Source organism: Haloarcula taiwanensis (assembly GCA_002844335.1).
GTDB lineage: Archaea > Halobacteriota > Halobacteria > Halobacteriales > Haloarculaceae > Haloarcula > Haloarcula taiwanensis.
In genome coordinates this window covers 1,629,662-1,650,497 of record CP019154.1, presented here as the reverse complement: position 1 = coordinate 1,650,497, position 20,836 = coordinate 1,629,662, and the positions used below count along the sequence as shown (strand labels likewise).

General features: G+C 64.4%; 23 protein-coding genes. 12 read left to right on the top strand and 11 right to left on the bottom strand.

The genetic code is table 11. The features are described 5' to 3' along the window. Window positions 1-84: 84 nt before the first annotated feature. Complete coding sequence (locus BVU17_08395) at window positions 85-1,860, bottom strand: hypothetical protein (GenBank protein ID AUG47532.1); 1,776 nt, start codon at window positions 1,858-1,860, stop codon at window positions 85-87. Further along, window positions 1,857-3,137, bottom strand: a complete 1,281-nt coding sequence (locus BVU17_08390) for a replication factor A (protein ID AUG47531.1) — start codon at window positions 3,135-3,137, stop codon at window positions 1,857-1,859. The genes BVU17_08395 and BVU17_08390 overlap by 4 nt, the downstream gene beginning before the upstream one ends. A 243-nt stretch (window positions 3,138-3,380) precedes the next feature. On the opposite strand from BVU17_08390, the gene BVU17_08385 reads away from it, so the two are divergent. Together BVU17_08385 and BVU17_08380 are read left to right on the top strand one after the other, a co-directional pair. Beyond that, window positions 3,381-3,845, top strand: a complete 465-nt coding sequence (locus tag BVU17_08385; GenBank protein ID AUG47530.1) for a hypothetical protein — start codon at window positions 3,381-3,383, stop codon at window positions 3,843-3,845. Between the two features lie 38 nt (window positions 3,846-3,883). Next, window positions 3,884-4,543: a 2,5-diamino-6-(ribosylamino)-4(3H)-pyrimidinone 5'-phosphate reductase gene (locus tag BVU17_08380; GenBank protein ID AUG47529.1), complete on the top strand. Its 660-nt coding sequence runs from the start codon at window positions 3,884-3,886 to the stop codon at window positions 4,541-4,543. An 18-nt stretch (window positions 4,544-4,561) separates the two neighbouring features. Here BVU17_08380 and BVU17_08375 read toward each other — a convergent pair whose 3' ends face one another. Together BVU17_08375 and BVU17_08370 are read right to left on the bottom strand one after the other, a co-directional pair. Next, the gene (locus BVU17_08375) at window positions 4,562-4,849 is read right to left on the bottom strand and encodes a hypothetical protein (GenBank protein ID AUG47528.1); all 288 of its coding nucleotides are present in this window, start codon (window positions 4,847-4,849) and stop codon (window positions 4,562-4,564) included. Window positions 4,850-4,914: 65 nt separating this feature from the next. After that, window positions 4,915-5,964, bottom strand: coding sequence for a thioredoxin reductase (locus BVU17_08370; GenBank protein ID AUG47527.1), 1,050 nt, complete (start codon window positions 5,962-5,964; stop codon window positions 4,915-4,917). 101 nt (window positions 5,965-6,065) lie between these two features. Between BVU17_08370 and BVU17_08365 the strand changes: the two genes are divergently transcribed. The 6 genes from BVU17_08365 to BVU17_08340 all read left to right on the top strand — a co-directional run bounded on the left by BVU17_08365 (window position 6,066) and on the right by BVU17_08340 (window position 9,481). Next, a complete protein-coding gene (locus BVU17_08365; GenBank protein ID AUG47526.1) occupies window positions 6,066-6,350 on the top strand; it encodes a hypothetical protein in 285 nt (94 codons plus the stop codon). A 76-nt stretch (window positions 6,351-6,426) separates the two neighbouring features. After that, entirely contained in the window at window positions 6,427-6,948 is a 522-nt protein-coding gene (locus BVU17_08360) for a hypothetical protein (GenBank protein AUG47525.1), read from the top strand. 200 nt (window positions 6,949-7,148) lie between these two features. Further along, window positions 7,149-7,424 carry a transcriptional regulator gene (locus BVU17_08355; protein AUG47524.1) on the top strand — a complete coding sequence of 92 codons (276 nt, stop codon included), beginning with the start codon at window positions 7,149-7,151 and terminating at the stop codon, window positions 7,422-7,424. Window positions 7,425-7,479: 55 nt separating this feature from the next. After that, window positions 7,480-7,782, top strand: coding sequence for a hypothetical protein (locus tag BVU17_08350; protein AUG47523.1), 303 nt, complete (start codon window positions 7,480-7,482; stop codon window positions 7,780-7,782). Window positions 7,783-8,259: 477 nt separating this feature from the next. Further along, window positions 8,260-9,228 carry a transcription initiation factor IIB 2 gene (locus BVU17_08345; protein AUG47522.1) on the top strand — a complete coding sequence of 323 codons (969 nt, stop codon included), beginning with the start codon at window positions 8,260-8,262 and terminating at the stop codon, window positions 9,226-9,228. Window positions 9,229-9,301: 73 nt separating this feature from the next. After that, entirely contained in the window at window positions 9,302-9,481 is a 180-nt protein-coding gene (locus BVU17_08340) for a hypothetical protein (protein ID AUG47521.1), read from the top strand. Here the strand turns inward: BVU17_08340 and BVU17_08335 are convergent, their stop codons facing one another. The 4 genes from BVU17_08335 to BVU17_08320 all read right to left on the bottom strand — a co-directional run bounded on the left by BVU17_08335 (window position 9,482) and on the right by BVU17_08320 (window position 12,391). Beyond that, a complete protein-coding gene (locus BVU17_08335) occupies window positions 9,482-9,886 on the bottom strand; it encodes a translation initiation factor IF-2 subunit beta (protein ID AUG47520.1) in 405 nt (134 codons plus the stop codon). A gap of 424 nt (window positions 9,887-10,310) precedes the next feature. After that, window positions 10,311-11,054, bottom strand: a complete 744-nt coding sequence (locus BVU17_08330; GenBank protein AUG47519.1) for a thymidylate synthase (FAD) — start codon at window positions 11,052-11,054, stop codon at window positions 10,311-10,313. 82 nt (window positions 11,055-11,136) lie between these two features. Further along, on the bottom strand, window positions 11,137-11,796 hold the full coding sequence (locus tag BVU17_08325; GenBank protein ID AUG48875.1) for a hypothetical protein: 660 nt from the start codon (window positions 11,794-11,796) through the stop codon (window positions 11,137-11,139). A 10-nt stretch (window positions 11,797-11,806) separates the two neighbouring features. After that, window positions 11,807-12,391: a DNA-binding protein gene (locus tag BVU17_08320; GenBank protein AUG47518.1), complete on the bottom strand. Its 585-nt coding sequence runs from the start codon at window positions 12,389-12,391 to the stop codon at window positions 11,807-11,809. Between the two features lie 122 nt (window positions 12,392-12,513). On the opposite strand from BVU17_08320, the gene BVU17_08315 reads away from it, so the two are divergent. Beyond that, a complete protein-coding gene (locus BVU17_08315) occupies window positions 12,514-13,089 on the top strand; it encodes a flavoprotein (GenBank protein AUG47517.1) in 576 nt (191 codons plus the stop codon). 23 nt (window positions 13,090-13,112) lie between these two features. On the opposite strand, the gene BVU17_08310 is transcribed toward BVU17_08315, so the two are convergent. After that, window positions 13,113-13,937, bottom strand: coding sequence for an ATPase (locus tag BVU17_08310; GenBank protein ID AUG47516.1), 825 nt, complete (start codon window positions 13,935-13,937; stop codon window positions 13,113-13,115). Beyond that, window positions 13,934-14,203 (bottom strand): hypothetical protein, encoded by a 270-nt coding sequence (locus BVU17_08305; protein AUG47515.1) that lies wholly within the window; start codon window positions 14,201-14,203, stop codon window positions 13,934-13,936. Before BVU17_08305 ends, BVU17_08310 begins: the two co-directional genes overlap by 4 nt. An 80-nt stretch (window positions 14,204-14,283) precedes the next feature. Here BVU17_08305 and BVU17_08300 point away from each other — a divergent pair, with 80 nt between their 5' ends. The 3 genes from BVU17_08300 to BVU17_08290 all read left to right on the top strand — a co-directional run bounded on the left by BVU17_08300 (window position 14,284) and on the right by BVU17_08290 (window position 18,658). Next, a complete protein-coding gene (locus tag BVU17_08300; GenBank protein ID AUG47514.1) occupies window positions 14,284-15,987 on the top strand; it encodes a PAS domain-containing sensor histidine kinase in 1,704 nt (567 codons plus the stop codon). A 41-nt stretch (window positions 15,988-16,028) separates the two neighbouring features. After that, window positions 16,029-18,158, top strand: coding sequence for a glycosyl hydrolase (locus tag BVU17_08295; protein ID AUG48874.1), 2,130 nt, complete (start codon window positions 16,029-16,031; stop codon window positions 18,156-18,158). 110 nt (window positions 18,159-18,268) lie between these two features. After that, on the top strand, window positions 18,269-18,658 hold the full coding sequence (locus BVU17_08290) for a thiol reductase thioredoxin (GenBank protein AUG47513.1): 390 nt from the start codon (window positions 18,269-18,271) through the stop codon (window positions 18,656-18,658). A gap of 3 nt (window positions 18,659-18,661) precedes the next feature. Here the strand turns inward: BVU17_08290 and BVU17_08285 are convergent, their stop codons facing one another. Next, the gene (locus BVU17_08285; GenBank protein ID AUG47512.1) at window positions 18,662-20,815 is read right to left on the bottom strand and encodes a thioredoxin domain-containing protein; all 2,154 of its coding nucleotides are present in this window, start codon (window positions 20,813-20,815) and stop codon (window positions 18,662-18,664) included. Window positions 20,816-20,836: the final 21 nt, after the last annotated feature.

Sequence of the window (20,836 nt, the reverse complement as noted above, 5' to 3'; positions counted from 1 at the left end):
GCTCCTGTGTTAGCCGTCGGGCGAAAAAAGCACCGCGGCTCGATCCCAGAGCGCTCCCGGAACCGGCTATGAGCCGTCGTTCGGTTATATTGGCTTGAGCTTGCCGTCCTCGGGCTCGTAGCAGCGACCGCCCATCAGCGCGTCCTGGATGGCGTCTTCGACGGCGTCAGCGTCCGCGCCGTAGCGGCCCGCGACCGTCGAGCGGAGTTCCTCGCGGTCGGCCCCGCTGCCGTCGTCGAGTTCGTCCATGACTTCCATAGCGGCGTCTTCGAGGTCCACGTCCTCTGTGGCGTCCTCGCTTGCGGAGTCGCCGGCAGTGGTCTCGTCGGCCGCCGCGTCGGTCGCAGTCTCGGGGGTTTCGGCGGGAGCGTCGCTGGTGGCGGCGTCGGCGTCCGGTTCGGGGGATTCATCGCCGGCGGGTGCGCCCGGAGATTCGGGGGCCGGTTCGGCGTCGGCGGCGTCTGCGGGTGCCCCTTCTTCGGCCGCATCGGCCAGTTCCTCGGGGTCCGGCGTCTCGATGTCGGCCTCGCCGGGCTCGTCGACCTCGGTCCCGCTCTGGAAGTCCGTGCCGTACTCCTGCTCTATCTCCTCGCGCTCGTCCTCGTCCAGTTCGAACTCGGTGTCGAAGTCGCCGAGGTCCTCGTCCGCCCCGGGTTCCGACGACGATTCAGGCTCGTCCTCCACCGTCGAATCGGCGTCGGTCGCCGGCTCGCTCGGTGCCGGAGATCCGTTCACGGACTCACTCGGTGTGGGCGTCGTGGGCGCGTCCTCACCCGCGGAGTCGCCGGCGGTCGTCTCGTCGGGTTCGGCGTCGGTCGCTGGCTCGGGTGTTTCGGCGGGTGCGTCGCTCGTAGCCGCGTCGGCGTCCGGTTCGGGCGATTCGTCGCCGGCCGGGGCCCCGGCCGACTCTGGGGCCGGCTCGGCGTCGGCGGCGTCTGCGGGCGCACCGCTCTCGGCCGCGTCGGCCTCGTCGGCCGTCGATGATTCGATATCTGACGCTTCGGCCGTCTGTGCGCTCGGCCCGGTCGCTTCCCCGTCGTCAGTCGCTGCCTCCGATGGCGACCCCGATTCGGCCGTCGCGGCGATGTCTTCGTCAGTCGTCTCCGGGGTGGAAGGGTAAGTATCGAGGTCGAGGGAGGCGAGCAGCGGAATCGGGTCGTCGGTCCCGTCGCCCGGCGATAGCGACAACCCTTCCGCTTCATCCGTGTCGCCGGCGACGACGCGAGCGGCGTCGAGCGCCGTCGTTCGGAGCGCGTCGAGGTAGTCGCCGGTCGTGCCGTAGTGGTCCAGCGCGAGCGTGATGCCGGCCGCGGCGCTCTCGTCGATGCCCTGGTCCAGCAGCGCGAGTCTGAGTTCGTCGCCGGTCAGGCCGGCCTGCTTCGCGCTGGCCAGCTGGCCGATGCGCGAGACGGTCTGCTCGGCAGCCTGCACGACCCAGCGGTCCCGCGTGTCCCCGTCGACCTCGCTGATACTCTCGGGCCGAACCGAGGTGAACACCCGGTCGCTGTCGTCGGGCTGGAAGGTCCGGGCCTTCCCCGTGACGGCGACGAACATCGGCGGGTCGGCGGCTTCGAGGAAGGCCAGTTCGTCGGGCTGGTACTGGCCGGCGTAGACGACGAAGGGGCCGGTCGGGTCCACGACACGGGCGCGCAACACGTCGTCGTTGACCTGTTCGAGCTCGGTGAGGACGCCGACGAGGAACAGGCGGTTGACCCGCGCGCCGGTCGGCGTGACGACGTAGTTCGGCGCGCGCTCCTCGTCGGACTCCGAATACGAGAAGTCGGCGTCATCGAACTCCGCGGCGAACAGTCGATGGGCGACCTCCCGGCGGCCGGGGCCGCTGTCTCCGGATTCGCTCATGTGTCTGCCTCCTGTAGCAGGGTCCGCGCACGCGTCGCCGGGTCGTCGTCGGCCTCGGCGAACGTCGATGCGGTGAGGTTCGCGCCGTACTCGTCGACCGACAGCGACCCGCGGACGACGAACTCGTGGCCGACGATGCGGTCGGCGATGCGGTCGGCGACGACCTCTTTATCCATCGCGTCCCGGGCGTGCTCGCGGGCGTCGTCGAGGTCGCCCCCGTACACCCTGGCGGTCAGTTCGTCGTCCAGCACTGCGGTGACGGTGGCGGTCCCGTCGTCGAGAATCGCCTTCGTCCGCAGGTCGTCCTCGCCCTCAACCGCGCCGTGGGAGCGACACTGCCCGTTCTGGATGACACGGCCACACTCCGGACAACGCTCGATGAGGCCTGAGCCGTCCCGCACCTCGATGACGTTGCCGGCCAGTTCCACGTCGAACAGGCCGCCGCTCTCGACGGCCTCGCGGATGGACAGCCGCGGGGCGTCTTCGGCTACCTCGACCGTGCGGTCCAGCGCGGTCACGGTCGAGAACTCCGAGACGTTCACCGACGGCGCGCCGCGGAACTCGCGGACGAACGTCTCTTCGAGGCGTACGGACGCCCCTTCCTCGATCTCCGCGTGGGGCTCCCAGTCAGTAAAGGGGAGCCGGCCGCTCTCGTCGCCGAGGACGCCGCTGAGAATCGTCGTCTCGCCGTCGCGGCCGTCGATGACCTTCTGCTCGCACTCCAGCACCTGCACCTCCACAGTGATGCCGCGGTCGCCCGGCGCGAGGTCCTGTAGGGCGGCGCGGCCGCCGACCTCGTAGTCGATGTCCAGCGTCTCGTCGACGACCTCGGGGTCGGTGCTGTCGCCGAGGTTCAGTTCGGGCTGGCCGTCCCACTCCCGGACGCCGGCGTTGCCGAGCCGGACGGTCTGGCCGGGCTGGAGGTCGCCCGAGAAGCCGTCCCAGGCGGTGTAGGATATCTTCCCCGTCTCGTCGGCGAGTTCGCCCTCGCGGATGACGTGCTGTTCCCCGTTGTACTGGATGGACCGCCGACCGGACGTGAGCACCACGGCGGTGACCGTCACGTTCGAGTCGTCGGTCGTGACCTCGCTGATGGCCTTGCTCGACGGCGTGTTGTCGCCGCCCGAGCTGCCGTCACCGTACTTCCGTCTGAGGCTCTGCTTGGCCTCGTCCATCGGGACGGAGTAGTTCACGAGGTTCTCCAGGTCGCGTGTGACCTCCTCTTTGTCAACACCGAGGTCGGAGGCGAGCTCCTCGGCATGGTCTTCGAGAGACATCGACTGACGGTTCGACGGGAGCACTCAAAAGCGTTTTCGGCCAGCCTTTGCGGGCATGGCCGTCGACACCTGTTTGAAATCGCCCAAAATTCTTATTTGTGATACTGCAATCTCTCAGTGTATGCTCTCTGACCGAGTTAGTGTGTTTCAGACGGCCGAAGGTCCCGTTACCGAATCTGTCAAGCTAACCGGGCAGGAAAATATCGGAGCTGATACTGGGCGCGGACATCGGGGGGCCTGACTATGGGAAGTCTGTTCGGGTCGAAACCATCCGAGGCCCACGTCATCTGGCGGAGCGGTCGGAACAACGGCGGCACGAAGAAGTTCGATTTCGAGTATCTGGAACTGTGGGCCGCACATTTCGGCGTCGACTTCGAGCAGTGGACCCGCGTCGACCACGATCGCGGTGACGAGCCCCGCGAGCAGTTCGCCTGCGTGTTCCGCTGGTCGAAAAGCGGCGGGCAGGAACTCTCCGTCGGCGACGAGGAGTGGACGATGGGCTCCCAGCGCAAGCCCCGCACGTTCCTCGAAATCGACGAGGAAGGGATGGTCAGGCTACGGGGCTGGAGCACGGAGACGACGCTCGACGTCGAAGAACTCGTACTGAAAAAGACGGTGCTGAAGCTGAAAACCGCCGACGGCACCGTGAAGAAACTCGATGTCCGGAAGCTCTCGAAGCGCCCCGAGACGACCTCCACCCGAGCGTAACCCAAAAGCCGTTTGACGTGTCACCGGCACGAACGAGTATGCACGTCGTCGTCAACGCCGCGATGAGTGTCGACGGGAAGCTCTCTTCCCGCCGCCGCGAACAAATCGCTATCTCCGGACCGGAGGATTTCGACCGGGTCGACCAGCTCCGAGCCGACAGCGACGCCGTGATGGTCGGTGTCGGCACGATTCTCGCCGACGACCCCTCACTGACTATCGATGACCCCGACCGCCGCGCCGCCCGGACTGACCGCGGCGAGCCGGAAAACCCCGCACGCGTCGTCGCTGACTCCCGCATCCGAACGCCACCGGACGCCACGGTATTGGACGACCGCGCCCAGACCTACCTCCTCGTCAGCGAAGCCGCGCCGCCGGACTTCGTTGAGGAGATGGAAGACGCCGGGGCGTACGTCATCGCTGCCGGCCAGGACCGGGTCGACCTCACGACGACGCTCGCGAAGCTGGAAGGCGACGGCATCGACCAGCTCATGGTCGAAGGTGGCGGCGAACTCATCTTCGGCCTGCTAGAGGAGGCGCTGGTCGACGACCTGTTCGTCTACATCGGTCCGAAGGTCATCGGCGGCCGGGACGCGCCGACGCTGGCCGACGGCGACGGCTTCATCGAGGACTTCCCGGAGCCGGAACTGGCCGACGTCGACCGGGTTGACGACGGCGTGGTGTTGCACTGGACGTTTTAGGAACTCGGCCGTCGGAAATCAGTGGTCGTGGCCGGTCAGCTCGGCGAAGGACTGTCCGAACCGCTCCTCGAACAGCTCGCTGGTCTCCGCTTCGAGCGCGACGATCTGCTCGTCCGGCTCGCCCTGAGCGTGGTGGACGGCGCTGTGAATCCGCTGGGTCATGCCGAACATCGCGATGTCGCCGACGACCTGCGGGTCCGTCTCCTCGGGCGATTCCCGGAGGATGTCCACGAGTTCGCTCGGGACTGTGAGTTCGTCGGTCTCCTCGCCGTCGTCGATAGTCAGCGTGACAGTGTCGGTTGCCATGCCACCGACTCAGGGGGCTATCCTAAAGGGTCTGTGGATGTAGCGACGACAGCGAAACAGAACCGCTAGTCGTCGGCTTCTGCCGCAGCCTCGGACTCCGCCTCGGCGGCGGCCTCGGCCCGGGATTCGAGGTACTCGTCGGCGTCGATGGCGGCCTTACAGCCCATCCCGGCGGCGGTGACGGCCTGCTGGTAGTGGTAGTCGACCACGTCGCCGGCACCGAAGATACCGTCCACGTCGGTCGCGGTCTGGTCGCCGCCGGTGCCGCCGTGGGTCTGGATGTAGCCAGTGTCGTCCAGTTCGACGCCGGTGTCTTCGAGATAGTCGGTGTTCGGCGTATGGCCGATAGCGATGAAGACCGCACCCACGTCGAAGTCGAAGCTCTCGGTCCCGTCGTCGTCGAGCTTCTCGCTGGGATGGCCCTCGTCGTTCTGTGCGAGGGTGACGTGGTCGACCCCGTCCTCGGGGGAGCCGTGCATCTCCAGCAGTTCGGTGTTCCGCATGATCTCGATTTCGCCCTCGTCGACCTTCTGCTGAACGCGGTCGATCCAGTAGTCCTCGGCGCGGAACTCCTCGCGGCGGTGCGCGATGTAGACGGTGTCGGCGAACTTCGTAAGGAAGTGGGCCTCCTCCATGGCTGCGTCGCCGCCGCCGACGACGAGCATGTCCTCGCCGCGGAAGAACGCGCCGTCACAGGTCGCACACGTCGAGACGCCATAGCCCATCAGCTCGTCCTCGCCGGGGACGCCCAGCGTGCGGGCGCTGGCCCCGGAAGCGGCGATGAACGCGTCGCAGGTGTAGACATCGCCGTTCGACAGTTCCACGCGGAACGGCCGTTCGCTGTCGTCGATGTCGGCGACGATACCGTGTTCGAGTTCAGCGCCGAAGCGCTGGGCCTGTTCTTTCATGTTATTGATGAGGTCCGGACCGGAGAGGCCCTCCGGGAAGCCGGGGAAGTTCTCGACTTCGCTGGTCAGCGTGAGCTGCCCGCCGGGTTCGTCGCCTTCCAGAACGAGTGGGTCATTGTTGCTTCTGGCGGCGTAGATAGCCGCTGTCAGTCCCGCTGCGCCCGTTCCAGCGACGATGAGTCGTCGGTGTTCGACCGATTCTGTCATTAGCCAAGTTAGACTACTAGGCCGTATTTAGCTTGTGTTGTCGTGCGCCGAACTCGAACCGTGACGACACGCTTAGGCCGCTGCCGCCGCTCGCTGGGGGTATGGCCGCCGACCTCGAAGAGAAAACCGACCGGTACGAGGGACTGCTTGCCGAAGCACTTGACGCGGCATCAGTCGCTCCTCCAGATGGAACGCCGATGCACGACGCCGCTCTGGAGTGCGAGGAGATGGCGTCGTCGTATCTTGAAGATGGGCGTCACTTTAGAGACGACGACGACCTCGTGAACGCGCTGGCGTCGTTTTCGTACGGGCACGCGTGGCTGGACGCGGGCGCACGTATCGGGCTCTTTGATGTCCCGACCGAAGGACATCTGTTTACGGTCTGAAACTATGGTCTAATTTGGGTCTCAGTTCGGCAATCGGTTAAGTGTCAACAGTCCTCCGAATCTCCCGGGTCACATCATGAAACAGACCAGGCGCAGTGTCCTGCGGAGTATCGGTGCCGGAACAGCAGTCGCAGTCGGGTGCGTCGGTGCCGCGAGCGCCGCGCCGCCGAGAGACGGCGAGACAATTGCCGACATTGCCTCGAATGACGACCGATTCACGATCTTGGTTGAGGCACTGGGCGAAGCAGGCCTTGTGGCGACACTCGACGGAAACAGACAACTGACCGTGTTTGCGCCCACTAATACGGCGTTCGAAAACTTGCTGCACGTCTTAGGTATTAGCAAGGACGAACTCTTGGAACGAGACGACCTCGCCGAAATCCTCACGTACCACGTGGCACCGGGTCGTCGCGACGCCGAGTCGGTCACTACCTCCGATCAGGTGCCGACACTCAACGGAGCGAAAATAGATGTGGACGGGACCGTCCTCAACGGCGGCCAGGCCACCATCGTCGACACGAACATCGAAGCCTCAAACGGGTACATTCACGCCATCAACGGCGACAACGTCGATGGCACTGGTGTCTTGCTTCCATAGCCCGGCGCACACCACAGTTTGCGTGGGTATGACAGCAAACCAGAACGGCCCTCCTCCGACGACCACCTCCTTTTTGTCCAGCCGGGTCGACCCGGGTCCCGCTGCGTCCGCTGATGCATAGCCGCCCTGGTTTCGGTCGTAGGCAGCTATCATGGAGTTGGCCAGAGGATATACGTGTGCCCGGAGAGTTGAGTCCGCTGATGGAGGGTGTCCTCTGGTATGTTCTTTCAGGGACCCGTGGGGGGCCAAACAGAGCCCGTATCCTCAAAGCCCTCAAGCGACGGCCTCGGAATGCCAACCAACTCGCGGAGGACCTCGACCTCGACTACAAAACTGTCCGGCATCACCTCGACGTGTTGTTGGACAATGGCGTTGTCGACAACACCGGCGGCGACTACGGGTCCGTCTACACGCTGACGGACAGGACTGAACAGTACTGGGACACCATCGAAGAAATCATTGCGGAGATAGAGTGACAATGGCTGAAATCGAGCATGGAGTTTTACCACGAGCCGGCATAGGAGGGGACAGATGGCAGTCTGGATGACCGCGGCAAGTGTCGCGTCTGCGCTCAACGTCGTGGTGCTGCTTGCGTTGCTATCTGTCTGGGCCCGCAACTACCTGTCGGTGGGCTCGAAACACGCACTCGGACTGACGGTTTTCGGGTTCCTGTTGCTCGCCGAGAACTGCCTGTCCGTCTACTACTACGTGCTTGACCCAGAGGTCGCCGTGTTGTTACGAAACGCCGCCCCTGTCGCCGGCCGCGCGATGACGTTTGTCGCGATACTGGAACTGGGTGGGCTGCTGTTTCTGGCGTGGATCTCGCTCGATTGAGCGGTCGCAGCGATACTTCCCAAACAGGATGTCACCGTCCTTGCTGTACGTATCTGGAATGTATATGTAACTAAAATGTAGTGACTGGTAACATCGTTCTTTACACCTCATCACCCCTCCACGATGTGCGGAACCACACTGTGACTCCCACTGGCCCGATAATTTCGGGGCCCATTCGCTGTCTCCGACTGAATCGGGGTGACTGTAGCAGCAAGGCGGCGGTTGTTCTGCAGTACACCGACAGAGTCACACGATGTTGCGGCCCCCCGATTTGTGCGCTACACACGGGAGTCGGAGACGACCGCCAAAATTATATACCCTTACAGCGAGCCATGGTGAAACCTATCATGCCGTTGTATTGCGGTTCGAGGGAAAAAGCGGCGAAAGGTTTATATACTTTACGAACTAACTATAGGGTAAGACAGTTCCCCAACCAATATTAAAATTTCTGCACCCGGCAGAACAGGACTCCCAATCATGAGTGAATCAACAACGCGGACAAACACACGAGAGCGAGACGAGAAAATAACCGAACCGACGGAACAGGAGGCTGTAGAGACCTGTCCCGAATGTAGTGGCAACGTCGTTACCGACGCCGAGCATGGCGAAACAGTCTGTGAAGACTGTGGACTGGTCATCGAAGAGGACGAGATTGACCGCGGCCCGGAATGGCGTGCATTCAATTCCGCCGAGAAGGACCGCAAGTCCCGCGTCGGCGCGCCGACGACAAACATGATGCACGACAAGGGCCTCTCGACGAACATCGGCTGGCAGAACAAGGACGCCTACGGGCGCTCCCTCTCCAGCGAGCAGCGCCAGAAGATGCAGCGGCTCCGGACCTGGAACGAGCGGTTCCGGACCCGCGACTCCAAGGAGCGTAACCTCAAGCAGGCGCTTGGCGAAATCGACCGCATGGCCTCTGCGCTGGGCCTGCCCCAGAACGTCCGTGAGACGGCCAGCGTCATCTATCGCCGCGCACTCGGTGACGATCTGCTCCCGGGCCGTTCCATCGAGGGCGTCGCCACGTCCGCCCTGTACGCGGCTGCCCGCATGGCTGGAAACCCCCGGTCGCTCGACGAGATGGCCCGCGTCTCCCGCGTCGAAAAGATGGAGCTCACACGGACTTACCGCTATATCGTCCGGGAACTCAGCCTCGAAGTCCAGCCGGCAGACCCGGAACACTACCTCCCGCGGTTCATCTCCGACCTTGACCTCAGCGAGGAGACTCAGCGACAGGCCCGCGACCTCGTCGAAGGCGCTCGTCAGTCCGGGATGCTCTCCGGCAAGTCGCCGGTCGGCATCGCCGCTGCAGCCGTCTACGCCGCCGCGTTGCTGACAAACGAGAAAGTCACGCAGAGTCAGGTCAGCGACGTCGCTGACATCTCCGAAGTGACAATCCGAAACCGGTACAAGGAACTCCTCGAAGCCGAGGACCTCCCGGCCTGACGCCCGGGTGAAGGCAGACTTATGGGGAGACGCCAAGGCTTTTAATCATCGGATATGTGTGTGAGTAACATACATGGAAGAAGCGTACGTCCGATTGCTCTGTCCCGAGTGTAAGAAAGACTGGGAGTCGACGCCGACAGATTTGCCGCGACACGACACGACGTTCCACTGCCCGAACTGTCATGCGAGCCATCGGCTCGCTGTTTTTACCCGCACGGAAAACGACTTGCAGACGCTGAAAGGACTGCAGTAACTACTCGCTTGTTGCCGAGCGTGCGCCGCATGCCTCACAGCGGAGCAACAGCGCGCCCTGTTCCCGTTCCAGTTGCGTGTCCGGCAGTCCACACTCCGAGCAGAGCACGAACTCCTCGACGTACTCGTCGATGGACGCCTCGATACGGTCGGCGTCGAACTCGCCGGTCAACCGCGCCCGCCCGCTCTCGTCGATGTGGCCACTCGTCCCGAGGTCGTTCTGCAGGAACTTCATCACGTGGTCGTCCTCGCGTCCGAGTCGGGAACACGTCGACTGGAAGTTCTCGTAGACGGTGACGTTCCCCTCCTGTCGGACATCCGGGTCCGGGACCTCGAACCGTTCACCTGTGCCGTCGATATCCGGCGTTTCCTCCATCGCCCGGTCGAGCATATCGTCGTATTCCATACTCCAACGTCACAGAGCAGCCACCAAAAACTTTTCAGCCAGTGGTCGTCCGCTATCGCCAGGCTGTAAGTGTACAGGTCTCGTCCGCTACCATCGAAATCCAGGTGTCATCGTGGGCAATATCGGCGATGACGAACCGCTGCTGGCCGTCGACATCGTCGACAGCACACATCACATCAGACGCAGTTCCCGACCGACGGGTGGGACGTTCAACCTCGTAAGACACAATTGTTCATCTAGGATGTGCGGTAATGAATGTGTCGTACTCGTTTCGTCTTTTGATACTCTGAAATCCGACCGTATACGCAAGAAAACGACTTACGTCTTGCCATTACCGTTGTGAGTATCAAGGCCGATTCAACAATCGTCGATGCCAACGGCCGGAGACAGCCGCGCTGAATCGCCGTGCGGGGTCCCAGATACGTCAGGGCGCGAGCCGGTTCTTGCGTCCCTTCATCTCCCGTTCGTAGTACTCGAAGGTCTTGGGACACCAGTCGGCCGCCAGGTCGAGCATCTCCTCGGTCATCTCCCGGATTTCCCACTGTGCGTCTGCCGCCGCTCGCATATCCGCGACGTGCATCAGCATCCGGGCGTTCATCGACATCACAATGTTCACCCTGGTGCCAATCGGCAGCACGAACCGGGCGTCCTCCGGCGGCATTCCGAGTTCGAGCAGTTCCTGATACGACTCGACCGCCTGCTCGATGGTGTCTTTGAATACCTCCGTGCGCTTCTCGAACTCCTCGTCGGAGACGCTCGCTTTCTGTTGGTTCCGGCCGATCCAGTCCGGGTCTGTCGCGGACGGCGGTGTCACGACCAGTTCGCCCTCGCGGACGGCTTCTGGGTCCACGTCGTCGAAGGAGACGTACCGCATCGACTGCACGTCGAAGGAGACGTGGCGGTGGCGGGTGATCTGTGCCATACAGGAGCGGGAGACGCCTTCGACGGCGAAGGTGGCCTGCGCGTGTTCGAAGGGGCCGAAGTGGCCGTGGTCGAGCAGATGCCCGATGAGCGTCTCCTTTTTGTCGTCAAGTGTGTCGCCGTCGACCTCGGCCATCGTCGCTTCGAACGACTGGCTGCCGACGGAGGTGTCGCTGTAGTCGTTGCGTGCTGCCTTGCAGATGAGATCCTCGGGGTCGTCCGTCGCTTCGAGCAGCTTTACGTCCATATCGGGTGGGTGTCCCGGAGCGGCAAAATACTTCCTTCCCGGGCCGGCAGGGCGTTCGGACCTCCCGCGGATGGCTCCGAACTCAGATATCCTGCCAGTCTGTCGGCTCGCCGGCGAGGCCAAGCACGCGGGCCTCTCGGCCGCCACCCTCGGCGTCGCGCACGTCGATCATCCCGTCGAACGCCTGCTTGATTACCTGCAGGGTCTGGTCGTCGTGGGCGCCCGAGTCGATGGTGAACACGCCGATGTAGCCCGCGGAATCCAGCCGCGAGGACAGCACGTGACAGAACTTGAAGACGGTCTTCTTGTCCGTGTAGGTCAGCATCGTCGACAGCGAGACGAGGGCCAGCCGGCCCTGTTCGTTGCCGGCATTGTGCAGCCCCTCCAGCGCCTTCGTGATGCCGATACCGATGCCGGTGAGGTCACCGGGCGAAGAGACGTGGTGCGCGTGGGCGTTGCCGATTACCTCCTCGTCCGTGCCACCCTCGCCGCGACAGTCGATGACACCGAGCTGGGAGTCGTCGAGGTCGGGAACGAGCGACCGGAACTCCTCGACGACGCTGCCTGCGCCGTCACCGGTCGTCACGACCACCGCGCCGTCCCCCTCGCGTAGACCGTCGGCGAGAATATCGTATGCGAGCCGGTCCTTCCCGCTCATTGCCGGGCCGGAGATCAGGATGCTGGACCCTGACCGGACCTCACTGAGCGCATCGAACTCTAGTACTGAGGTGAGATCATACATTGTTTGTCGCTCAGTTGTCTTCATCGTTGCTCAGTCCGCGAAGCGTCGCGATGAAATCGGAGTCGTCTTCGATGCCACCGAGTGTGTCCGAGAGATCGTCTCGCATCTCCGCGACTCTCTGGGTCAGTTCGTCGTACTGGTCGCTCTCCGCCAGCTCCGCGCTCGACTTCGTCGCTTCGAGCGTTGCCTGCTTCTCGACGAGTGCGTAGTACTCCTGTAGCAGGGAGTCGTACTCGGAGCGGTCCAGCAGATTGTCGACCGTTTCGTGGAGCTGTTCGCTCCGGATCGGCTTCGAGAGATATGCGTCAAAGCCCATCTCCAGAATGTCGAAGTCCGGCTCGACGGCGGTGACCATCGCCACCCGACAGCCCAGATTACGCTCTCGAATGCGTTCCAGCACTTCGTCCCCGGAGAGTCCGGGCATCATCCGGTCGAGCAAGACGACGTCGACATCCGCGTCTAGTTGCTCCAGGCCCTCGTCGCCGTTCTGTGCCATGCGGACCTCGTACTCCTGTTGGAGCCACAGTTTGTACGTCTCGGCAACGTCTGGTTCGTCTTCGACGATAAGCACTACAGGTAGGTCCGAATCTGACATGATGTTCTACTATCCCCCGTTTGCATATCCACGTACATAGCCCTGTGGGTGCGGGCGTGCAGCGCGTCTCGACCGGTGACAGAACGACACCCACATCCGGCATGACGGCAAATAGGCGGGTAATGATTCGAAATCTCGCCCGCGGGCAGCAAGCCTTCACGAGCAACGTGTTTCTCGTCACCGGGGACCGAACTGTGCTGGTCGACGTCGGCAACGAGTTCGACGTGGTGTCGGCTGTCAAAGAGCACGTCGACGATATCGACGCTATCGCCGTCACTCACACCCACTACGACCACGTCGAGAACCTCGACAGCGTCGTCGACGCTTTCGACGTGCCGGTGTACGGCTACGACACGGAGCAGGACGGCATCGAGAACGCTATCGCCGACGACGAGACGATACAGCTGGGCGACCACGGCTACCGGGCGCTGCACACGCCCGGCCACAAGAACGACCATCTCTGCTTCTACTCTGCGGACGCCGGCGTCCTGTTCGCCGGCGACCTCGTGTTCGCCAACGGGAGCTTCGGCCGGACCGACCTCGACGAAGGGAATCGTGACCTGCTCGTCGAGAGCATCGACCGAATGCTGTCGGTTGTCGACGAGGACCTACAGGAGATGCACACCGGTCACGGACCGAGCGTTACCGATGCGCCGTATCAGGACATCGAACTGGCGCTGCAAGCCGCAAAGTTCTGAGAGCGCGGCCGAGCGCACAGTTTTCAGTCGAACGCACAGGCCAGCAACGCGTCGTAGGCGTGGTCGTAGGCATCGGCGACAGCCGCCGGGTCACTGCGCTGTTCGCTGTCGAGCGCGGGGAGCCGTACTGCCGCGACCTGCTCGATGAGGTCGACGACGTTGGGCACCCGTTCCTCCAGCTGGCCGTCGCCGGGGCCGCCCGTGGCAATCTGACAGGCCTTGGCGTACCGGTCGCCGTCGTAGATACGCGCTCGGCCCGGTTCGACGACGGCCACGGCGTCGGGTTCGATACCCGACAGCGGCCGGGCCACGTCGCCGTAGGACTCGACGACCGCCCGGTCGGCCGACTCGATGTCAGCGGCGAGTGACTCCAGGGCCTCGACGTGCATCACGCGCATCAGGTCGTTGAAGTCGGCGACCGAGGTGACCCGCGGCGCGTCGGCGAGCGGGAGACGCTCGGCGACGGAGTCGGGCACGTCGACGGTCCCGTTGACGACGTACTCGACGCCGGTTTCGGCACTCGGGCGGCCGACCCGGTCGACGACGAACTGCTGGTTCTCCTTGCCGAGCAGGCCCGTCTCCGCGCCCGGCGAGGGATGCCACAGCCGGTGAATCGGGTTGATTTCCTCGGGGACCACGTCGCCCGGGGACGCGGCCGCGAGGCGCTTGGCGTCCTTGCCGTACAGCCGCCCCTCGCTTGTTGCCCGCTGATAGTCGTCGTGGTCGAACCAGTAGTTGTTGCCCGCTCTGGGCTTGAATCCCTGGGCGCTGGTCCGTTTGAGCAGGCCGACGCTGAACGTGGTCTTGCCCGCGTCGACGCGGTCATTGCCGGCGACGAGGAGCTTCATGACTCGGCAAGACCGTACAGTCCGACGACATCATCGTCCTGCGGGTCGGCGATGACGAGGTCGTCCTGATTGAATATCATCCACGGGATGGCCCAGTCGATGAACACCGACTCGTTGGCCTCGCTGAGTTCGGCGTCCGCCGGGAGCCCCTGCAGGAGGCGGGCGATTTCCGGGATAGTGTACAGTTTGTCGGCGTCGAGAATGTCCGCAGGTTCGTGGAGCTCGAACGACAGTATCTCGTCGAACTCCTGCTTGTCGACAGGCATACCTGCCGGTATGCCGAGCGAGTGGGTAAATCCCTCGAACCGGCGGAACCCATTTACTCGCTGGGCAGGAGTGTTCAGTAATGGCAACGCTGCTTGTTGCGTACGCCTTTCTTTTGCTCGTCGTGGCCGTTGTTCTCGGGACGCTGTCGGCGTACGCGTGGAGGCGGCGCGACTACACCGGCGGGACCGCACTCGCGGTCCTGCTTGCCGGGCTCTCGGTCTGGGACCTCTGTGTCGCGGCCGGTGTCTTGACGCGCGGGACCGACGTGGCTCTTCTCTTCGCATATGGCCTGTACGTCGGCGTAATGCCCGCGATAGCCGGACTGTTCGTGTTCTCTCTGGCATACACCAACCGCGACCGGTATCTCAATCGGTGGACTTACGCGCTCCTGAGCATCGAGCCAGTCGTGTTCTTTACTGCGCTGCTCGCCGGCTCTGACGGGCTGGTATACACTGTATCCGGCCCGACGGACACCGGCATGTACGGCTGGACGATCACAGCCGGGCCTGTTTTCTGGGGACATCTCGTGTACTCCTACGCACTCATCGCCGCGTCGAGTGCGCTCATCATCCACTACGGGCTCGGCTCCGGTGAACTGTACCGAAAGCAGGTGTACGCCGTTCTGCTGGCTATCGGCCTCCCGTGGTTCGGGAGCGTTCTCAGCATCTTCGGCGACACCAGCATCGAACTCACACCGTTGTTGCTGGCAGGAACCGGAATCACGCTCTCGTGGGCGTTCTTCAGGGGGCGACTGCTGGACATCTCGCCGGTCGCCCACCGTGAGGTCGTCGAGTCGCTCAACAGCGCTGTGTTCGTCGTCGACACGAACGACAGGATACTCGAAGCCAACGACGCTGGCCGCCGCCTCCTCGGAGACGAAGCTCTCGTCGGCCAGCCCGTCGCGGCTGCGCTCGAAACGTCGCCTGAGCTTCTCGAAAAGTACCGCAGTCTGAACGACGACGCCGAAGAAACAGCAGCCGTCGTCGAGCAACGCGACCGATTTTTCGACATCCGGCTCACACCGCTGCACGACGCCCGCGACGCGCTGGTCGGGCGTGTCTTTCTCGTCCACGAAATCACCGAACAAAAGCAGCGGGAGCGAGAACTGGAACGCCGGAACCAGCAGCTCGACCAGTTCGCCGCCGTCCTCTCACACGACCTGCGGAACCCGCTGAACGTGGCTTCGGGCCGACTGGCGCTGGCCCGGGAACGCAACGACCCCGAGGAGTTCGACCGTGTGGAGAAAGCCCACGAACGGATGAGTAGCCTCATCGACGAGGTGCTCGCCTTCGCCCGCGACGAGCAGACGACCGACCGGGTCGAGCTACGGCTTTCGGCGCTGGCGAAGGCGGCCTGGGGTCACGTCGACACCGGCGAGGCGACGCTGCAGATCGACGGCGACAGAGAGATTATCGGCGACCGTGACCAGCTCCTGCAACTGTTCGAGAACGTGGTTCGGAACAGTGTGGAGCACGGAGCCGCAGGCGGGCGGTCGGACGACGCCGCGGACAGGGCAGTGACGATACGCGTCGACGCCACCCCCGAAGGGTTCGCAATCGGCGACAACGGGCCCGGCGTCCCACCCGAGAAACGAGCGGAGATATTCACACACGGCGTCAGCAGTTCCGAGTCGGGGACCGGCCTCGGACTGGCAATCGTCCAGCACGTCGTCGAGTCCCACGGGTGGGATGTCGAGATGACGGAAAGCCGGTCAGGCGGCGCGAAACTCGTCGTCTCGGGACTCGGAGCGGAATCAACGCAACGGTCCGAGTCGGTGTCATAGCCAGTCGACAGCCTAAGGCCCGCCCGGTCGTGAACTTCGGTATGGCTGATGAGGACCACATCGAAGCGCTGCTCGCCCGGCTGTCTCGCGCACAGAAACTCGCGCTCGTTCGCGGCGCAACCGACCCAGAGGGCACAGCGACGGGGTACCTCCCGGGCGTCGAAGAGGCCGGGATTCCGCCGTTTCGTCTCGTCGACGGGCCGCTCGGCATCCGTGCAGAGGGCCATCGCGCGACCGCCTTTCCCGCGTCGATTGCGACGGCAGCGACGTTTGACACCGATCTGGCCCGGCGACAGGGCGCGGCGATGGGACGCGAAGCGACGGCACTCGGACAGGACGCGCTGCTCGCGCCCGGTGTGAACGTCATCCGGGTCCCGCAGTGTGGCCGCAATTTCGAATATCTCTCCGAAGACCCCGTCCACGCCGGCGCTGTCGGAGCCGGCCTTATCGACGGCATTCAGTCCGCTGACGTCGTCGCCACGGTGAAACACTTCGTCGCTAACAACCAGGAGACCCACCGAACGACCGTCAGCGCGGAAGTAGACGAGCGGACGCTCCGGGAGCTGTACCTCCCGCCGTTCCGTTCGGCCGTTGACGCCGGCGTCGGCTCGGTGATGACGGCGTACAACCGAGTGAACGGCACGCACATGAGCGACCACGAGCGCCTCGTCGGTGACGTGCTCAAAGGTGCGTGGGGGTTCGACGGCTACGTCGTCTCGGACTGGTACGGGCTGGAGAGCACCGTCGGCGCGGCCAACGCAGGTCTTGACGTGGAGATGCCCGGCGTGGCGGAAGTCCCCGACGACGGAACCGGGAGCTACGAGTGGCCCGACGGCATCCCGGACGCGACACGCGCGGGCCTGTTCGGTGACCCGCTGGCAGCGGCCATCGACAGCGGCGAGGTTCCAGCCGACCGACTGGTGGACATGGCGCGGCGGGTGCTCGGGCAGATGGACCGGTTCGGGCGACTGGACGGCGGCCGGACTGCTGCCGACGACGGTGAAAACGACGATGAGGTGGGTGAAATCGACAGTCAGCGCCACCGTGACATTGCGGCGGACGTGGCGGCCCGCGGGACGGTCCTGCTCGACAACGACGGCGTCCTGCCGCTGGCCGATGGGGCGGACGTGGCTGTTATCGGGCCGAATGTCGATGAGCCGAAACTTGGCGGTGGTGGCTCCTCCGAGACGTCGCCGGTCCACTCGGTCACACCAGTCGAAGGAATCGAATCTCGCGCCGAGGGCGCTGTCACGACCGCGTTTGGCATCCGACAGATCGAGTCCGTCTCGCTGTTCGACCTTCTACCGTTCGTCGGTGACGACGATGCTGACGGTACGGCTGAGGACGACACCCGACGGGAGCCGTCGCTTGACGACGCTGTCGATGCAGCCGCGGCAGCCGATGTCGCCGTCGTGTTCGTCCGTGATGCAACGACGGAGGCCCGGGACCGCGAGTCGCTCGAACTGCCGGGCCGACAGGACGCACTCGTCTCGGCTGTCGCCGCCGCCAACGAGAACACCGTCGTCGTCGTCAGGTCTGGCGGCCCAGTGGAACTCCCGTGGCGGGAGGACGTGGCCGCGGTCATCGAACAGTGGTACCCCGGACAGGCGGACGGCGACGCGGCGGCGGCAGTCCTCTACGGCGACTGCGACCCCAGCGGCCGGCTCCCGGTGACGTTCGCCCCGGAGAGCCAGTACCCGACTGCAGGGCCCGAGCGCCGCTACCCCGGCGTTGACGATCAAGTCCACTACGATGAGGGCGTCTTTATCGGCTACCGACACTTCGACGACGAAGACGCGAACCTGACCTACCCCTTCGGGCACGGCCACTCGTATGCGACATTCGCATACGGCGATGCCGAAATCACAGACGAGCAGACCGTCGCAGTCACAGTCGAGAACGTCGCCGACAGGCAGGGCCGGGAGGTCGTTCAGGCCTACGTCCGACCGCCGTCCGTCGAGGACGCTGACCGCCCCGTGCGTGAACTCGCCGGATTCGAAGCTGTGCAGTTGGACGCCGGTGAACGACAGACGGTGACACTGACGCTGGATGACCTCGCGTTCTCGCGGTACGTCCCCGACTCCGGGTGGACGGTCGACAGCGGAACGTACACCGTTGAAATCGGGCGGTCGTCGCGGGACGTTCGGACGACTGTGGCGGTCGACCGGTAGCGTGTCCGGTCGTTACCTCGGCTGAAACGCGGCGTTTTCCGCAGAAGCCCGTCTGAACCGGGGGGTCCGTGGCCGGGGATTTCAAGCCCCCCGAATACATATAGCCGGTCATGAGTCAGACGCTCGAAACCATGGAGCCGAATCCGGTGTGGGTCGAAGACGCCTACTCCGACACTGTCGACGTTCTCACGCGCTACGCCGACGAGTTCGAGTACAAGATCTGGGGCGGCGACTGGTGCAAGGACTGCCGGGCACAGCTCCCCGACTTCGGGGCGGCGTTGAAAGCCGCCGGTGTCCCCGACGCAGTGGTCCACCACTACCCCGTTGAGAAGGAGGAGGACGGCTCGAAGACAGGACCGGAGGTCGAGGCATACGATATCGAACTCATCCCGACAGTCGTCGTCGAACACAATGGCGAGGAGGTTGCCCGATTCGTCGAGGAGGAGCCGGTCCCTATCGCGGTGTACCTCGCCGACAAAATCGAAGCCGAGATGGCCTGATTCTCACGCCGCGTCGTCAGTTCCCGCGCCCCAGTCTAACGCCGTCTTGAGGTCGTGTTTCGGTGGCGAACAGGCGAAGTTCCGGCAGGCGTACACCGTCGGCCGCTCATCGACCTGCTCGCGGCCGGCCCAGATTGGCGGCGAATCGTCCAGTCCCAGCGTTCCGAGCCACTGCTCGAAACGACTCTCGTCGGCCGGTCGGTGGGCCAGTAGACGGCGCGGAATGTACCGGTCGGAAAGTGTCTCCGTCCACTCGTCGGGGTACTCCGACCGGTCGCCGACGAAGGTGAGTTCCAGCGCGCCCTGCTCGTAGGTGTCCGTCGCCAGCGTGAGCGAGGCGTGCTGGAGCGGGTTCGAGGAGACGCGATCGGCGTGGGTCCGGATGACCCGCTCGGCCACGTCCTCGAAGCGGTCGTCGTCGCTGAAATGCGACAGCGACAGCAGGAGGTCGACGGCGACGCCGGTGCTGGACGGCGTCGACTGGTCGGTCAGTTCCTGGGGCCGTGCGACCAGCGATTCGCCGCCGGTCGGCGTGAAAAACAGCGTCTCCTGTTTGTCGTCCCAGAACGCCTCTGTGATGGCCTGTCCGAGGTCCATAGCGAACGCGAGGTGCTCGATGTCGCCGGTCGCCTCGAACAGCGTCAGCGCGCCGCGACCGAGGAACGCGTAGTCCTCCAGGTAGCCGTCGATGGCCACGTCGCCGTCCTTGTACCGGCGGTTGAGTCGCCCCGCGTCGGCGTCCCACAGGTGCTCCCGGACGAACGAGAGGGCGTCGGCAGCCACGTCGGCGTAGGCGTCGTCCAGCACGAGAGCGCCCTCGGCGAGCGCCCGAATCATCAGGCCGTTCCAGCCGGCCAGCACCTTCTCGTCGCGGGCCGGTCGCGGTCGGCTCTTTCTGGCCTCGAAGGTCTGGTTCAGGGCCCGCTGGAGGCTCGCCGTGATTTCGTCCTCGCTTCGTTCGTACTCCTCGGCGAGCGCCGGGACGGGCTTTCGAACCGCAAGGACCGTCCCGCCTTCGAAGTTCCCCCGCTCCGTGACGCCGAAGTAGTCACAGAAGATGTCCGCGTCGGTCTCGTCGTCGACGGCCTCGCGGACCTGCTCGGGCGTCCAGACGTAGAACAGCCCCTCTTCCGTCTCGCCCTCGGGGTCATCGACGGGCGCGCTCTCGGCGTCCAGCGTGCTGAAAAAGCCGCCGTCTGGATGCTGGAGTTCGCGCTGGACGAACTCGAAGGTCTCCCGGACGACCGCGGCGTAGCGTTCGGAGCCGATGGCCTGGTAGCCCGCGAGGAAGGCACGGGGAATCTCGGCGTTGTCGTACAGCATCTTCTCGAAGTGCGGGACCGCCCACTGCTGGTCGGTCGCGTAACGGTGGAAGCCGCCGCCGACGTGGTCGTACAGTCCCCGGTCGGCCATCACGTCGAGCGTCTCCTCGACGACGGTCAGGTAGTCTTCCTGTCCACCATCAGCGTGTGCCCGAAGCAGCGCGTGCAGTCGCCCGTTCTGGGGGAACTTCGGCCCGCCGGAACCCCAGCCGCCGTCCTGTCGGTCCGCTCCGCGGTGGGCGATGGTCGCCGCGGTCTGGATAATGTCCTCAGCGGGGTCTTCGGGAGCGGCGGGCGTCGCTTCGAGGTCGCTCTCGATTGCCTCAGTCCACTGCTGGGCACGGTTTTCCATCTCCTCGCGCTGTTCGGGATCCGACCACGAGTCTGAAAGGCGCTGGAGCAGGTCGCCAAAGCCCGGCTGGCCGCGCTTCTCCTCCGGCGGGAAGTAGGTCCCGACGTAGAACGGCTTTCCCTCCGGCGTGAGCCAGGCCGACAGCGGCCAGCCGCCGCCACCGGTCACCTGCTGACAGATACTCATGTACACGGAGTCGAGATCCGGGCGCTCCTCGCGGTCGACCTTTATCGGAACGAAGTGCTCGTTGAGCTGCTCGGCGATTTCCTCGTCCTCGAAGCTCTCCTCCTCCATGACGTGGCACCAGTGACACGCCGCGTAGCCAATGGAGAGGAAGATTGGTACGTCCCGTTCCTTTGCGGCTTCTAGAGCCGTCTCGTCCCAGGGCTGCCAGTTGACGGGATTGTCAGCATGCTGGCGGAGATACGGGCTCTCCGCCTCGTCGAGTCGATTGCGAGATACCGGGTCCGTGGCGTCGCTCATACCTGTGGCTGGGAGCGCCGC

Coding starts and splice junctions, on each gene's coding strand:
- BVU17_08285 (AUG47512.1), bottom strand. CDS start 20,815: ATGAGCGACGCCACGGACCCGGTATCTCGCAATCGACTCGACGAGGCG.
- BVU17_08350 (AUG47523.1), top strand. CDS start 7,480: ATGGCAGTCTGGATGACCGCGGCAAGTGTCGCGTCTGCGCTCAACGTC.
- BVU17_08365 (AUG47526.1), top strand. CDS start 6,066: ATGGCCGCCGACCTCGAAGAGAAAACCGACCGGTACGAGGGACTGCTT.
- BVU17_08320 (AUG47518.1), bottom strand. CDS start 12,391: ATGTCAGATTCGGACCTACCTGTAGTGCTTATCGTCGAAGACGAACCA.
- BVU17_08335 (AUG47520.1), bottom strand. CDS start 9,886: ATGGAATACGACGATATGCTCGACCGGGCGATGGAGGAAACGCCGGAT.
- BVU17_08295 (AUG48874.1), top strand. CDS start 16,029: ATGGCTGATGAGGACCACATCGAAGCGCTGCTCGCCCGGCTGTCTCGC.
- BVU17_08380 (AUG47529.1), top strand. CDS start 3,884: ATGCACGTCGTCGTCAACGCCGCGATGAGTGTCGACGGGAAGCTCTCT.
- BVU17_08300 (AUG47514.1), top strand. CDS start 14,284: ATGGCAACGCTGCTTGTTGCGTACGCCTTTCTTTTGCTCGTCGTGGCC.
- BVU17_08390 (AUG47531.1), bottom strand. CDS start 3,137: ATGTCTCTCGAAGACCATGCCGAGGAGCTCGCCTCCGACCTCGGTGTT.
- BVU17_08375 (AUG47528.1), bottom strand. CDS start 4,849: ATGGCAACCGACACTGTCACGCTGACTATCGACGACGGCGAGGAGACC.
- BVU17_08385 (AUG47530.1), top strand. CDS start 3,381: ATGGGAAGTCTGTTCGGGTCGAAACCATCCGAGGCCCACGTCATCTGG.
- BVU17_08315 (AUG47517.1), top strand. CDS start 12,514: ATGATTCGAAATCTCGCCCGCGGGCAGCAAGCCTTCACGAGCAACGTG.
- BVU17_08310 (AUG47516.1), bottom strand. CDS start 13,937: ATGAAGCTCCTCGTCGCCGGCAATGACCGCGTCGACGCGGGCAAGACC.
- BVU17_08345 (AUG47522.1), top strand. CDS start 8,260: ATGAGTGAATCAACAACGCGGACAAACACACGAGAGCGAGACGAGAAA.
- BVU17_08360 (AUG47525.1), top strand. CDS start 6,427: ATGAAACAGACCAGGCGCAGTGTCCTGCGGAGTATCGGTGCCGGAACA.
- BVU17_08355 (AUG47524.1), top strand. CDS start 7,149: ATGGAGGGTGTCCTCTGGTATGTTCTTTCAGGGACCCGTGGGGGGCCA.
- BVU17_08325 (AUG48875.1), bottom strand. CDS start 11,796: ATGTATGATCTCACCTCAGTACTAGAGTTCGATGCGCTCAGTGAGGTC.
- BVU17_08340 (AUG47521.1), top strand. CDS start 9,302: ATGGAAGAAGCGTACGTCCGATTGCTCTGTCCCGAGTGTAAGAAAGAC.
- BVU17_08330 (AUG47519.1), bottom strand. CDS start 11,054: ATGGACGTAAAGCTGCTCGAAGCGACGGACGACCCCGAGGATCTCATC.
- BVU17_08305 (AUG47515.1), bottom strand. CDS start 14,203: ATGCCTGTCGACAAGCAGGAGTTCGACGAGATACTGTCGTTCGAGCTC.
- BVU17_08290 (AUG47513.1), top strand. CDS start 18,269: ATGAGTCAGACGCTCGAAACCATGGAGCCGAATCCGGTGTGGGTCGAA.
- BVU17_08395 (AUG47532.1), bottom strand. CDS start 1,860: ATGAGCGAATCCGGAGACAGCGGCCCCGGCCGCCGGGAGGTCGCCCAT.
- BVU17_08370 (AUG47527.1), bottom strand. CDS start 5,964: ATGACAGAATCGGTCGAACACCGACGACTCATCGTCGCTGGAACGGGC.